This is a genomic window from Curtobacterium sp. PhB137, assembly GCF_003814955.1.
GTDB lineage: Bacteria > Actinomycetota > Actinomycetes > Actinomycetales > Microbacteriaceae > Curtobacterium.
This window is the reverse complement of the sequence record NZ_RKQO01000007.1, coordinates 280,795-294,735: the sequence shown is the minus strand read 5'-3', so window position 1 is coordinate 294,735 and position 13,941 is coordinate 280,795. Positions and strand designations below refer to the sequence as shown.

The following is a 13,941-nucleotide window of genomic DNA, read 5'->3' as shown; positions in this document are numbered from 1 at the left end:
GTGACCGCGACCCAGCGCCGGACGGGAGGCACGGCGCCAGCCCGCCCCGCGCCTCCCGTCCGCACCGTGCGCACCTCGTCACCCCGTGCGAGCTTGCACGCTCCGTGCCGCGCTACAAGCGCGCACCCAGCGACCAACCCCGCACCAGCCCACCCAGGCCGCACCATGCGGTGACCGCGACCCAGCGCCGGACGGGAGGCACGGCGCCAGCCCGCCCCGCGCCTCCCGTCCGCACCGTGCGCACCTCGTCACCCCGTGCGAGCTTGCACGCTCCGTGCCCGCGCCACAAGCGCGCACCCAGCCACCAACCCCGCACCAGCCCACCCAGGCCGCACCATGCGGTGACCGCGACCCAGCGCCGGACAGGAGGCACGGCGCCAGCCCGCCCCGCGCCTCCCGTCCGCACCGTGCGCACCTCGTCACCCCGTGCGAGCTTGCACGCTCCGTGCCGCGCCACAAGCGCGCACCCAGCCACCAACCCCGCACCAGCCCACCCAGGCCGCACCATGCTGGCGCCAGGCAGCGAGCGCGCACCGCGCAGCGCGCTCCGCGTCAGAGCGCGACCGCAGCCGACTGTCGGGCGATCTCCAGTTCCTCGTTCGTCGGGATCACGAGCACCGCGACACGTGACGTGTCCGTGGAGATGACCCGGGCCTCCCGGGATCCCAGCTCGTTGCGGTCCGCGTCGATCTCGATGCCCAGGTGCTCGAGCCCGGCGAGCACGCGCCGGCGCAGCAGCGCGTTGTTCTCGCCGACGCCGGCGGTGAAGACCACCGCGTCGAGCCCGCCGAGCTGCGCCGTGTAGGCGCCGACGTAGCGACGGATGCGGTGGCGGTACACGGCGAGCGCCGCCTCGGCGACCTCGTCGCCGTTCAAGGCGGCGTCCTGGACGTCGCGCATGTCGCCGTTGCCGGTCAGGCCGAGCAGCCCGGACTGCTTGTTGAGCATGGTGTCGAGCTCGTCGAAGGACAGCCCGGCCTCGCGGTGCAGGTGCAGCAGGACGGCGGGGTCGAGGTCGCCGGAGCGGGTGCCCATGACGAGGCCCTCGAGCGGTGTGAGGCCCATCGACGTCTCGATCGACTTCCCGCCGTCGATCGCTGCGGCCGAAGCACCGTTGCCCAGGTGCAGCACGATGGTCTTCAGCTCGGACAGCGGGCGGTCGAGGAAGACCGCGGCCTGCTCGGAGACGTACTTGTGGCTCGTGCCGTGCATGCCGTAGCGGCGGATGGAGTACTTCGCCGCCAGGTCCGCGGGGATCGCGTAGGTGTACGCGTGCGGCGGCATGGTCTGGTGGAACGCGGTGTCGAACACGGCGACGTGCGGCACGTCGGAGAAGACCTGCTTCGCGGCCCGGATCCCCTCGAGGTTGGCCGGGTTGTGCAGCGGCGCGAGGGTGTTGAGCGCCTCGATCTGTCGTTCGACGTCGTCCGTCACCACCGTCGCGCGGTCGAAGGTGGTGCCGCCGTGCACGACGCGGTGGCCGACGACGGCCGGCGGGTGCTCGTCGAACGACGGGCCGACCTTGGCGAACGCGTCGATCATCGCCTGGAACCCGGCGGCGTGATCCGGCACGGACGCAGCGTCGTTCGACGACGACTCCCCCGTCAGCGCGTTGGTGTGCTTCCACGCGCCGGCCGACTCGCCGATGCGCTCCACGAGCCCGGAGGCGAGCGTGCGCTCCCCCTCGAGTTCGATGAGCTGGTACTTGAACGAACTCGATCCGGAGTTCACGACGAGGGCTGCGGTCACGGGTGGTGTCGCTTTCTGCTCATGGCCTGGTCGGCCGGACGGGAGGCGCGGTGTGCGTTGCGCAGGTCAGGCCGCGTCGGACGCGGTGCCGGCCTGGATCGCGGTGATCGCGACGGTGTTCACGATGTCGCTGACGAGGGCGCCGCGGGAGAGGTCGTTGATCGGCTTGCGCAGTCCCTGGAGGACGGGCCCGATGGCGACCGCACCGGCGGAGCGCTGCACGGCCTTGTACGTGTTGTTGCCCGTGTTGAGGTCCGGGAAGATGAAGACGGTCGCCTTGCCGGCCACCGGGGAGTCCGGCATCTTCGTGCTCGCGACCGTCGGGTCGGCAGCGGCGTCGTACTGGATCGGGCCCTCGACGAGCAGGTCAGGGCGGCGCTCACGGACGAACGCGGTACCGGCGCGGACCTTGTCGACGTCGGCGCCGGTGCCGCTGTCGCCGGTCGAGTAGCTGAGCATCGCGACGCGGGGGTCGATGCCGAACTGGGTCGCCGTCTCGGCCGACGAGATCGCGATGTCGGCGAGCTGCTCGCTCGTCGGGTCCGGGATCACCGCGCAGTCGCCGTAGACCAGGACGCGGTCCGCGAGCGCCATCAGGAACACGCTCGACACGATCGACGTGTCCGGACGGGTCTTGATGATCTCGAAGGACGGCCGGATGGTGTGCGCGGTGGTGTGCTTCGCACCGGAGACCATGCCGTCAGCGAGTCCGAGCTGCACCATCATCGTGCCGAAGTACGAGACGTCGGTGACGGTGTCGCGCGCGAGCTCGATCGACATGCCCTTGTGGGCGCGGAGCCGGGTGTACTCCTCGGCGAAGCGTTCGCGGAGCTCGGGGTCGAACGGCGACACGAGCTGGGCGGCGTCGAGGTCGAGTCCGAGCTCGGTCGCGCGGGTGCGGATCGCGGCGGGGTCGCCGAGGATCGTCAGCTCGCAGACCTGGCGGGCGAGCAGCGTCGACGCCGCGCGGAGGATGCGGTCGTCCTCGCCCTCGGGCAGCACGATGTGCTTGCCGTACCCCCGTGCCCGGTCGAGCAGGCCGTGCTCGAACATGAGCGGCGTGACGACGCCGGACGGCGTGAGCTGCAGACGGTCGCGCAGCGACTCGGCGTCGACGTGCTGCTCGAACAGGGCGAGCGCGAGGTCGGCCTTGCGGGGCGAGTCCGCCGCCAGGCGCCCGCGGGTCTGCGTGATGCGGAGGGCGGTGTCGTACGTGCCCAGGTCGTTCTGCGCGATCGGCAGCGAGCTCGACAGGCCCTCGAGCAGCCGGGAGATCTGCGGTGCGGTCTCGAACCCGCCGTTCAGGATGACGCCGGCCAGGCTCGGGAACGTGTCCGACTGGTTCGCCAGCAGGGTCGCGATGAGGACGTCGCTGCGGTCGCCCGGGACCACGACGATGCCGCCCTCGATCAGGCGGGGCAGGACGTTCTCCATGCTCATGCCGGCGACGACGGTGCCGAGTGCCTCGCGGTCGAGCAGGGCGTCGTCCCCGCGCACCAGGGTCGCGTCGGTCGCCTGCAGCAGCGCACGGACGGTCGGGGCGACGAGGACGCGGTCCTCCGGGATCGCCCACACGGGCACGTCCGGGTGGTCGTCGTGCACGGCCCGCTCGACACTCGCCACGATCGCGGCGAGGGCCTCCGGGTCGGCGCGGTTCACGACGACACCGAACAGCTGCGCGTGTGCCGCTCGCAGCTCGCTCGTCGTGACGTCCGCGACCTGCGCCATCCCCTCGGGCGTGCGGGCACCGCGCTCGGCGGCGTCACGACCACCGAGGACGAGGAGCACCGGGGCACCGAGGTTCGCGGCGACCTTCGCGTTGAACGACAGCTCGGTGGGGCTGCCGACGTCGGTGTAGTCGGAACCGAGCACGACCACCGCGTCGCACTGCCGCTCCACCTGGGCGAAGCGGTTGACGATGGTGCCGAGCGCTGCGTCCGGATCCGCGTGGACGTCGTCGTAGGTGACCCCCACGGCGTCGTCGTACGAGATCCCGACCGCGGTGTGCTGCAGCAGCAGCTCGAGCACGTAGTCGGGTTCGGCGACCGAGCGGGCGACGGGGCGGAACACGCCGACGCGGCCGACGGAGCGCGCGAGGGTCTCGAGGACACCGAGGGCGACGGTGCTCTTGCCCGTGTGCCCTTCTGCTGACGTGATGTAGATGCGGGTCGACACGCGCTCCAGGGTAGTCGCCGGACATGTCACGACAACTGGGAGCACGGGCCTCGACGACACACGGTCGTGAGCACCCCTGGGAACCTGTACCATTGGGTGTCGCCGTCGCGAGACGGCACAAGGAGAATTCGCCTAGTGGCCTATGGCGCACGCTTGGAAAGCGTGTTGGGTGCAAGCCCTCGGGGGTTCGAATCCCCCATTCTCCGCCGAGCAAGCCCCGCACTCCGGTGCGGGGCTTTCTTCGTTCGCGGCGTTCCTCGTCGCCGGTCCCCCACGCGGCGGACCCGTCTGTCCCCTGTTCGCCAAGGACTGGCCGTCAAACGCCGATCCGGGGTGGAACGGGCTGTCCTCGGTCCCCGTCGTGCGCCTATGCTTGCCGGAGCGGACGACTCCGGGACGAGTCGACCGCGGTGCATCGAGCGGCAGGGGCGTCGCTCGCAGGGCGGCCGATTCGGCGTGCCCGGGAGACCCGAGGGTTCAGGAGACGCGCATGGGGGACATGACGGTGCCAGCGACGCCGCACCTGCGTGCCACCGTGTACGACGTCGTTCTCCGCCCCCGCCGGTCCCTGGTTCGTTCGACGGCGCTGAGCATCGTGTTCTCGGCCGTGCCGCTCGCCGTCGCCCTGGTCTGGGTGTCGTTCCCGTTCCGGACGTGGGCGATGGTCGCGACCGTGGTCGTCGCGCTGGCGGTCCTCGTGGGCGTCGTCTTCGTCCGACTGAGCACGGCGTACATCGGCATCGACCCTGACGGCCTGACGATCCGGGGCGTGGTCACCGCGCACCGTCGGATCCCCCGCGACCGCGTGCACAGTCTCGTGCTCGCCACCACCTACGGCAGCTCGGTCGACCGCACCATGCGCGAACTCGTGGCGTTCGACGCGACGGGTGCGCACCTGTTCCGCATCCGTGCCGACGTGTGGGGCGACGACGGGCTCGCCCAGGTCGTCGACGCCCTGGGCGTCCAGGTGACGGAAGAGGCACGTCCGGTCTCGGCCCGGGTCTTCGCGAAGCGCTACCCGTCGAGCCGCGCCTGGTACGAACAGCGGCCGGCCTACCTGCTCGTCGGCGGCGTGGCAGCACTCGTCGTCCTGGGTCTGCTCGTCGTCGAGTTCACCGGCCTGCTCGGTCGCTGACGCTCTGATCTGCCGGACGTCACCGACGTCGGCGCAGCGTCGAGAAGATCCCCTGCACGACCTCCTTCGCGATCGTGCCGCCGAGCCGTGACCCGAGCAGGTCCGACAGCGGGTCGTCCGCCTTCCGTGAGGTCGTCGTCCGCGTGCTCCGCCCCGACCGGCCCGAACGCCGCGACGCCGCAGCCCGCTCGGCCTTCTCGAACTCGCGCTGCGTTCGCTCGTACTCCTTCTGCGCAGCAGCCCGCTCGCGTTCCTCCAGCTTGGCCTGCGCCGCGGCCTCCTTGGCCGCGGTCGCCGCAGCACGCGCCGCTTCCTTCTCGGCCTCGGCCGCCGCGAGGGCTGCGTCCTTCTGCGCGTCCGCCGCCGCCGCCTCGGCAGCAGCTGCCTCCATCCGGCGCGCGAGCATCTCGTGCGCCGAGTCCGGATCCACCCGGGTGCCGTACGTCGCGAGCAACGGCGATGCCTGCACCCGCCACTGCATCTCGGCGGCGGGCATCGGGTCCATCGACCCCTGCGGCGCGCGCAACCGGGTCCACGCGACCGGCGTCGGCGCACCCTTCTCGTTCATGACGGTGACGATCGCCTCGCCGGTCGCCAGCGAGGTCAGCACCTCGCCCAGGTCGTAGTCGCTCGATGGGTAGGTCGACACCGTCGCCCGGAGCGCCTTCGCGTCGTCGGGGGTGTGCGCCCGCAGCTGGTGCTGGATGCGCGACCCGAGCTGCGCCAGGACGTCGTTCGGCACGTCCTTCGGGGTCTGGGTCACGAAGAAGATCCCGACGCCCTTCGACCGGATCAACCGCACGGTCCGCACGATCTGGTCCGTGAAGTCCTTCGACGCCCCGCTGAACAGCAGGTGCGCCTCGTCGAAGAAGAACACCAGCTTCGGCTTGTCCTGGTCGCCCACCTCTGGCAGTTCGTTGAACAGGTCGGCCAAGAGCCACATCAGGAACGTCGAGAAGACCTCGGGCTGGTCCTGCACGCCCGGGACCTCGAGCAGGCTCACGATCCCCCGGCCGTCCGCCGCCGTGCGCAGGAACACCTGCGTGTCGATCTCGGGCTCGCCGAAGAACTGGTCGGCACCCTTGTCGGCGAACGTGATGAGCTCGCGCAGGATCACCCCGGCGGTCTGCTTCGACAGACCACCGAGCTCGGCGAGCTCGCCCTTGCCCTGGTCGCCCACCAGGAACGTCAGCACGCTCCGCAGGTCGGCCAGGTCGACGAGCGGCAACCCGGCCTGCTCCGCGTAGTGGAACACCAGTCCGAGCGAGGACTCCTGGGTGTCGTTCAGGCCGAGCACCTTCGACAGCAGCAACGGCCCGAACCCGGACACCGTCGCGCGGATCGGCACGCCCGTGCCCTGACCACCGAGCGAGAAGAGCTCCGCCTGGCTCGCGACGCCCTGCCACTGCTGGCCGATGCCCGCGGTGCGCGCGAGCAGCTTCTCGTTCCCCTGCCCGACCACCGCGAGCCCCGACAGGTCGCCCTTGATGTCGGCAGCGAAGACCGGCACGCCGTTCGCCGCGATCTGTTCGGCGAGGACCTGCAGCGTGCGGGTCTTGCCGGTGCCGGTCGCACCGGCGACCAGCCCGTGCCGGTTCAGCATGCCGAGCGGGATGCGGACCTGGACGTCGGGCTGCGCCTCGCCGTTCACCAGGGCGCCGAGTTCGAGCGCCTGCCCCTCGACGGTGTAGCCGGTGCGGATCGCGGCGACGGCGTCCGGTCCGAGCGGGGCTGCGCCACTGCCGGGAGGCGCGGTGCCGGCCGCAGGGGCGTCCGCCGGTGCCGGGACGGCCGCGTCGGGAGCCGCCGTCGCGTCGTCCGGGACGGCTGCGGTGGGTCCTGCGGTGGTGAGCTCTGGACCGGGTGGGGTGGCGGAGGTGGGCTCCGCGTCGGGGGCGAGCCGGGCCTCCTGTCCGGCGAGTGCGGCGGCGAGCTCCTCGGCCCGCTGCACGGCTTCGTCGGCTAGCCGGCGTGCCTCGTCCGCTGCCTGTCTGGCGGCCTCGGCCGCTGCCCGTGCCTGCTCCACCGCGTCGCTCATGGGCACAGCCTATGGACGCGCGGGGGCCGCTGTCCGGCTGATCCGGGCAGCTGTGGAGAACCCGTCAGTGCGTGAGCTCGGGGACCGTCCGGGGCCGCACCACGAACCACAGGATCAGGATGGCCATCACCGAGGTCGAGGCCATCACGATCGCCATCGGGGTCGCGGTGGTGATGCCGAGCCAACCGACGATCGGCGAGATCAGGCCGGCGACGCCGAAGTTCAGGGCGCCGAGCAGCGACGCCGCCGTTCCGGCCTCCTTGCCGTGCGCGGCCAGGCCGATGACCTGGACGAGGGGGAACGAGAACCCGCACGCCGCGATGAAGAACCACAGGGGCACGAGCACGCCCACGAGTCCCGCACCGAGCTGGTCGAGCACGATGATCGCGATCGACGCCAGGAACAGGGTCGCCGTCGAGCACGCCAGGATCCACTGCGGCCCGACGCGCTGCGCCAACCGCGCGGAGATCTGCACACCGAGGACGACGCCCACCGAGTTCACCGCGAAGAGCAGTCCGTACTGCTGGGCGTCGAGTCCGTAGACGCCCTGGAACAGGAACGGCGACGAGCTGAGGTACGAGAACAACCCGCTGAACACCATCGCCCCGATGAGCGCGACCCCCACGAAGATCCGGTCGGAGAACAGCGCCTTGTACCGCTGACCGATCGTGGAGTGGCCGGCCTCGCGGCGACGGGCCGGGGGCAGGGTCTCGACGATGAGCAGGATCGACGCGATCACCACGGCCAGGCCGTAGCAGGCGAGGAACACGAAGATGCCGCGCCAGCTGGTGAACTGGAGCATCTGCGAGCCGATGAGCGGCGCGAGGATCGGCGCCAGCCCGTTCACCATCGCCAGGCGGGACAGCATCCGGACGAGCGGCTTGCCGCCGAACAGGTCGCGGACGGTGGCCATCGCGACGACACCGCCGGCGGCCGCGCCCATGCCCTGGAGCACGCGGAACACCGCTAGGAGCTCGATGTCGGGAGCGGTCGCCGCGCCGATCGAGGCGGCGATGTGCACCGTCGTCGCGATGATGAGCGGCAGCCGGCGGCCGACCTTGTCGCTCCACGGACCGACGAGCAGCTGCCCGAACGCGAACCCGAGCGTCGTCGCCGTGAGCGTCAGCTGCACGGCGCCGTCCGTGACGCCGAACTGCTCCTTGATCGCCGGGAACGCCGGCAGGTACAGGTCGATCGTGAACGGCCCGAGCGCCGTCAGGGCGCCCAGGACGAAGACGTAGACGAGTCGCTGCCCACGGGAGAGGGAGTCTCCGGGGTGCAGGACGACCCGGAGCGAACCGGTGGTGGCGGGCGCGGTCACGAGCAGGAGTCCTTCGGCGGTGAGGGGCGGGGAGGTGATCGCGGCGTCGATCGAATCGATTCGTCCGCGGAACCATCCTACGGGCCGCAGGAGCGCTCCCGACGCCGCTGGCACGGATTGCCCGCGTGTTGCCACCCGCCGTCCGCGTGCCGATCCCGTGCCATGCGGTACCGTCGGACTGCTCGGGGGCCTCCGGGTGAACCGGATCAGAAGGGGGTGGGCGTCATGGTGGATGCCCGGATCCTGCACACGACCGCCGCCCTGCGCGAAGCGATCCTGCGACTGGCGGCCGACCGCCCCGTCTCCGAGATCACCGTCGCGGACGTCACCCGTGCCGCCGGCATCAACCGCGCGACGTTCTACTCGCACGCGGTCTCCCCCGGATCGCTGCTCGCCGACGTGCTGACGCCGGAGCTCGACCGCATCCGGCAGGACGACGCCGACGACCGACGGGCCGCAGCCGCCCGCGGAGCCGACGCGGCCGAGCTCGCGACCATCACACGGCGGGGCATCAACGCGGTCGTCGAGCACGTGACCACCCACCGCGACATCTACGCCAAGGCCCTGCCGGACCCGAACGACGCGTCACTGCACCGGCTGCTCGTGGGCCACTTCACCGAGTCGAGTGCCCTGCACATCCGCGAACTCGACGCCGACCGCCGCCCGGAGCTCCTCGACGACGTGGCCGCTGGCTACGTCGCGCAGGGCTTCGTCGGGGCGATCGAAGCGTGGCTCGCCGGGCCCCGACGGTCGCGGAAGGCGCTGGTCGAGACGATCACGCTGTCGTTCCCGGCCTGGTGGAGCTGAGCTGAGCCGCCTGGTGGCACGGGGCTGACCGGCCTGCTGGCGCGGCGCTGACCGGCCTGGTGGCGCGACGCGGCTCGGCTCGGCTCGGCTCACTCGGCGTCGGTCGACTCGCCGTCGCTCGGTTCGGTCTCCGGCTTCTCGCCGCGCTGCAACGACTGCACGACCTCGACCGCGGTGGCCGCCAGGTCTGCGTCGTCCGCCGCTGCGGGCACCCGGTAGTCGGCCGACACACCGTCGCCGCCGGTACCGCTCGCCGGCAGCGGATCGCCCAGGGACACCACCACGACACCGGCGTCGTGCGCGGTCTGGATCACCCCGGTGAGCGCGGACGGCCGAGCCGCGTGCACGAGCAGGGCCTTGGCGCCCTTGCGGACGAGCTGGGCGACCGCGGTCCGCTGGGACGCCGCCGCGCCGGACGCGGGTGCGACCCGGACGTCGGGACGGAACCCGGCATCGGACAGGCCGGTCCGCAGGTCCTCGCCCAGGGCCGCGTCGTCGTCGACCAGCACGACGCCGATGACGGCCTGTTTGTCGAACCCGCCGTCGGAGCTGGTCAGGTCCGTGCTCTGCACCGGCGTGGGCGCAGCGGAGGTCGTGCCCTGGCAGCCGGCCAACGCGAGGGCGGCCGTCAGGACGACGGCTGCAGCGACGATGCGCACCACGGGTGTCTCCTCTTCGGTCCGGTCTGCCACGCTACCCGGCTGCGCGGTCCGGCGACGCCGACGACACCGGCGCGGGGACGGGTCCGAGCCGCCGGACCGCGGCGATCGCCAGTGCGGCGAAGCAGATCATCGCCGCGAAGACCAGCGGGAAGGACACCGTGCCCTCGGCGCCGCCGGTCGCGGTGAACAGCAGCCCGGTGACCGCCAGGCCGATGACGCTGCCCGCGGCGTCGGCGATGGTGAGCGCCGAGCTCGCGAAGCCGTCGTCGCCCTCGCCCGAGAACCGCAGGGTGAGCATCGACGTCCGCGGGTAGATCGCCCCCATTCCCGCGCCGCCGACGAACCAGCCGGCGACGAGCACCCACCACGGCAGGTCGAGCGTCGCCACCGCGAAGGCCGCCAGCAGGCTCACCAGGACGAGCACGAGTCCGACACCGAAGGTCCGACGTGCGGTCAGGCGCTGCTCCCCCAGCCGACCGTGCGCCCAACTCGAGGCCGCCCAGCTGAGCGCGGCGACGGTCAGCGCGAGCCCCGCTGCCGATGCGGACAGTCCGTGCTTCACCTGCAGCAGGAACGGCACGTACGCCTCGCTGCCGAAGAACGACGCCGCCACGAGCCCGCGCAGCAGCACCACCGAGGGCAGGCCCGCGGCGGCGCGGAAGGTGCCGGTCGGCAGCAGCGGGCGCAGCGCGAACCACGTCCCGACCAGGCCGACCACGACCGCGGCCACCATCCCCCACGGGGTCAGGTCCGGCGCGACGTTCAGCAGCAGGATCGACACGGCCGCGGCGACCGACCACCCGATCCGGATCCGCTGCCACGGCGGTCGCAGCTCGACCGACGGTGCCTGCAGCCGCCCGAGCGTCGGCACGAGCACGGTGAACGCACCCACGGCGATCACGAGCGCCCCCGCGAAGACCCAGTGCCAGTTCCAGGTGTCGGTGACGATGCCGGCGATCGCCGGGCCGATGAGCGCCGGGACCACCCACGCGGCCGCGAACCCGGCGAACACCGGTCCGTGCAGCTCGGCGGGGAAGATCCGGGCGACGAGCACGTACAGCACGACGTCGATCGCGCCGGCACCGAAGCCCTCGACCAGTCGACCGACGAGGAAGACCTCCATCGTCGGCGCGAGCATGACGACGGCGGTCCCGACGGCGAACAGCAGCGCGGAGACCCAGGCGACGATCCGGCCGCCGGCGCGGTCGGTCCAGTTGCCGGCGAGCACCATGCCGGGCACCCCGGCCGCGAGCGGTGCCGCGAAGGCCAGGGCGTACAGGGCCTCGCCGTCCAGGTCGCGACTGATCACCGGCATGATCGTCGTCATCGCCAGGTTCTGGAACGCCGCGACGCCCACGATGGCGACCATGCCGATCGTCGCGAGGGCGTACCGCCCGCTCAGCAGGCCCGTCCTCGTCGCCGTGGTGCTCACCCGCTCATCGTAGGGGCGAGGGGCGACACCGCCGACGTCGCGGGGCGCGGACCACGCGCGATGCGCGTCAGCGCCTGCTGCAGGTCCGCGTCAGCGCGTCAGCGCCTGCTGCAGGTCCGCGATCAGGTCGCCCGCGTCCTCGATGCCGACGGACAGCCGCACCACGTTCTCGGGCACCGCGAGCTCCGTGCCCTTCACCGAGGCGTGCGTCATCTCGCTCGGGTACCCGATGAGCGACTCCACACCCCCGAGCGACTCGGCCAGCGCGAACAGCTCCGTGGACTCCGCGAAGCGCCGGGCCGCGTCCGGGCCGCCCGACAGTGCGACGGACAGCATCCCGCCGAACCCGCGCATCTGACGGGCGGCGATGTCGTGCCCCGGGTGGTCGGTGAGCCCCGGGTAGTAGACGCGCTCGATGCCCGGCGCTGCGACGAGCGCCTCGGCGACGGCCTGCGCGTTCGTGGAGTGCCGCTCCATCCGGACCGCCAGGGTCTTGATGCCGCGGGTGGTCAGGAAGGCGTCGAACGGCGACGAGATCGCACCGGCGCCGAACTGCAGGAACTGCACCTTCGCCGCGAGCTCCTGGTCGGCGAGCACGACGGCCCCACCGACGACGTCGGAGTGGCCACCCAGGTACTTCGTCGTCGAGTACACGACGACGTCGGCACCGAGCGACAGCGGCTGCTGCAGGTACGGCGACGCGAAGGTGTTGTCCACGACGACGAGTGCACCGGCCTCGTGCCCGAGGGTCGCGAGTCCGGCGATGTCGGCGATCTTCATGAGCGGGTTGGTCGGCGTCTCGACCCAGAGCACGGTGTCCTCGGGGGCGACCTGCAGCGCGGCCCGGACCTGGTCGAGCTCGCTCATGTCGACGACGACGAGCTCGACGCCCCACGGCACGTGCAGTCGGCTGACCAGACGGTGGGTCCCGCCGTACACGTCGTTCCCCATCACGACGCGGGCCCCGGGACGGAGCGCCGCCCGGAGCAGGGCGTCCTCGGCGGCGAGACCTGATGCGAACGAGTACGCGGCCACGCCGCCGTCCAGGTCGGCGAGCAGCGTCTGCAGGGAGTCGCGCGTCGGGTTGCCGGCACGGGAGTACTCGTAGCCGTTCCGCATCCCGCCGATGCCGTCCTGCACGTAGGTGGACGTCAGGTGGATCGGCGGGATGACGGCGCCGGTGGGGCCGTCGGGCTCCTGGCCGGCGTGGACGGCGCGGGTGCTGAACTCGGTCATGCTGGCTGCGTTCCTTACTCGGAGAGGTAGGTCAGGAGGTCGTGGCGGGTCAGGACCGTGACCGGCTTGCCGTCCTCGACGACGAGCAGGGCGTCCACCGTCTCGAGGGCTCGACGCGCTGCGGACACGGACTCGCCCACGCCGATCAACGGGAGCGGTTCGCCCACGAAACCGGTCAGGGCGTCCGTCATCTTCGCGGCACCGGTGAAGACCTGTTCGAGCAGGTCCTTCTCGGCGACGGCCCCGATGACCTCGCCGATGACGACCGGCGGTTCCGCGCTGAGCACGGGCATCTGGGACACCCCGTACTTGGTCATGATGTCGACGACCTCGCGCACGGTGTCCGCCGGGTGCGCGTGCACCAGGTCGGGCAGACGGCCGTCCTTGCCGGCGATGAGCGACCCGACGGTGCGCGCCTCGTCGGTCTCGGCGAAGCCGTACGAGCGCATCCACCGGTCGTTGAAGATCTTGCCGAGGTAGCCGCGACCGCCGTCGGGCAGCAGCACCACGACGACGTCGTCCTCGGTCAGGTCGCGGGCGGCCCGCAGCGCTGCGACGACCGCCATCCCGCTGGACCCGCCCACGAGCAGGCCCTCTTCCCGCGCCAGGCGGCGGGTCATCGCGAACGAGTCGGCGTCCGACACCGCGATGATCTCGTCCGGCACCTCGGGGTCGTACGCGGTCGGCCAGAAGTCCTCGCCCACACCCTCGACCAGGTACGGCCGGCCGGTGCCGCCGGAGTAGACCGAGCCCTCGGGGTCGGCCCCCACGATGCGGACGCGGCCGTCGGATGCCTCTTTCAGGAAGCGCCCGGTGCCCGAGATGGTGCCACCCGTCCCGACGCCCGCGACGAAGTGGGTGATCTGCTGCTCGGTGTCGCGCCAGATCTCCGGACCGGTGGTCTCGTAGTGGCTGCGCGGCCCGTTCGGGTTGGCGTACTGGTTCGGCTTGTAGGCGCCGGGGATCTCGCGGACGAGCCGGTCGGACACCGAGTAGTACGACTCCGGGTGTTCCGGCGGCACCGCGGTCGGCGTGACGACGATCTCGGCGCCGTACGCCGTCAGGACGTTGCGCTTGTCCTCGCCGACCTTGTCCGGCAGCACGAACACGCACCGGTAACCGCGCTGCTGGGCGACGAGGGCCAGCCCGACCCCGGTGTTGCCCGACGTGGGTTCGACGATCGTCCCGCCTGGCCGGAGGTCACCAGAGGCCTCGGCAGCATCGATGATGCGCGTGGCGATGCGGTCCTTCGACGACCCGCCGGGGTTGAGGTACTCCACCTTCACCAGGACGGTCGCGCGCACCCCCTCGGTGACCCGGTTGAGCTTGACGAGCGGGGTGTCGCCGACGAGGTCGACCACGGAGTTCGCGTAACGCACGGGCCCG

Annotated in this window: 10 protein-coding genes and 1 tRNA gene; 3 read left to right on the top strand and 8 right to left on the bottom strand. The window is 71.9% G+C overall.

The window, feature by feature from the left end; translation table 11 throughout:
* Nucleotides 1–552 precede the first annotated feature (552 nt).
* Both EDF28_RS13535 and pta read right to left on the bottom strand, forming a co-directional pair.
* A complete protein-coding gene (locus EDF28_RS13535; RefSeq protein WP_123938642.1) occupies nt 553–1,749 on the bottom strand; it encodes an acetate/propionate family kinase in 1,197 nt (398 codons plus the stop codon).
* 66 nt (nt 1,750–1,815) lie between these two features.
* On the bottom strand, nt 1,816–3,924 hold the full coding sequence (pta, locus tag EDF28_RS13530; protein ID WP_123292134.1) for a phosphate acetyltransferase: 2,109 nt from the start codon (nt 3,922–3,924) through the stop codon (nt 1,816–1,818).
* 121 nt (nt 3,925–4,045) lie between these two features.
* Between pta and EDF28_RS13525 the strand changes: the two genes are divergently transcribed.
* Nucleotides 4,046–4,130, top strand: a tRNA-Ser gene (locus EDF28_RS13525).
* Nucleotides 4,131–4,414: 284 nt separating this feature from the next.
* Nucleotides 4,415–5,059 (top strand): hypothetical protein, encoded by a 645-nt coding sequence (locus tag EDF28_RS13520; protein ID WP_123292133.1) that lies wholly within the window; start codon nt 4,415–4,417, stop codon nt 5,057–5,059.
* Nucleotides 5,060–5,078: 19 nt separating this feature from the next.
* On the opposite strand, the gene EDF28_RS13515 is transcribed toward EDF28_RS13520, so the two are convergent.
* Together EDF28_RS13515 and EDF28_RS13510 are read right to left on the bottom strand one after the other, a co-directional pair.
* Nucleotides 5,079–7,097: a helicase HerA-like domain-containing protein gene (locus tag EDF28_RS13515; protein WP_123938641.1), complete on the bottom strand. Its 2,019-nt coding sequence runs from the start codon at nt 7,095–7,097 to the stop codon at nt 5,079–5,081.
* 64 nt (nt 7,098–7,161) lie between these two features.
* A complete protein-coding gene (locus tag EDF28_RS13510; protein WP_111084464.1) occupies nt 7,162–8,418 on the bottom strand; it encodes a multidrug effflux MFS transporter in 1,257 nt (418 codons plus the stop codon).
* Between the two features lie 225 nt (nt 8,419–8,643).
* On the opposite strand from EDF28_RS13510, the gene EDF28_RS13505 reads away from it, so the two are divergent.
* Nucleotides 8,644–9,225 carry a TetR/AcrR family transcriptional regulator gene (locus tag EDF28_RS13505; RefSeq protein ID WP_159573139.1) on the top strand — a complete coding sequence of 194 codons (582 nt, stop codon included), beginning with the start codon at nt 8,644–8,646 and terminating at the stop codon, nt 9,223–9,225.
* An 89-nt stretch (nt 9,226–9,314) separates the two neighbouring features.
* On the opposite strand, the gene EDF28_RS13500 is transcribed toward EDF28_RS13505, so the two are convergent.
* The 4 genes from EDF28_RS13500 to EDF28_RS13485 form a co-directional block, all read right to left on the bottom strand.
* Complete coding sequence (locus tag EDF28_RS13500; RefSeq protein WP_159573138.1) at nt 9,315–9,887, bottom strand: substrate-binding domain-containing protein; 573 nt, start codon at nt 9,885–9,887, stop codon at nt 9,315–9,317.
* Nucleotides 9,888–9,918: 31 nt separating this feature from the next.
* Nucleotides 9,919–11,319 carry an MFS transporter gene (locus tag EDF28_RS13495; protein WP_123938638.1) on the bottom strand — a complete coding sequence of 467 codons (1,401 nt, stop codon included), beginning with the start codon at nt 11,317–11,319 and terminating at the stop codon, nt 9,919–9,921.
* 90 nt (nt 11,320–11,409) lie between these two features.
* A complete protein-coding gene (locus EDF28_RS13490) occupies nt 11,410–12,555 on the bottom strand; it encodes a cystathionine gamma-synthase (protein WP_123938637.1) in 1,146 nt (381 codons plus the stop codon).
* A gap of 14 nt (nt 12,556–12,569) precedes the next feature.
* Complete coding sequence (locus EDF28_RS13485; RefSeq protein ID WP_123938636.1) at nt 12,570–13,934, bottom strand: cystathionine beta-synthase; 1,365 nt, start codon at nt 13,932–13,934, stop codon at nt 12,570–12,572.
* Nucleotides 13,935–13,941: the final 7 nt, after the last annotated feature.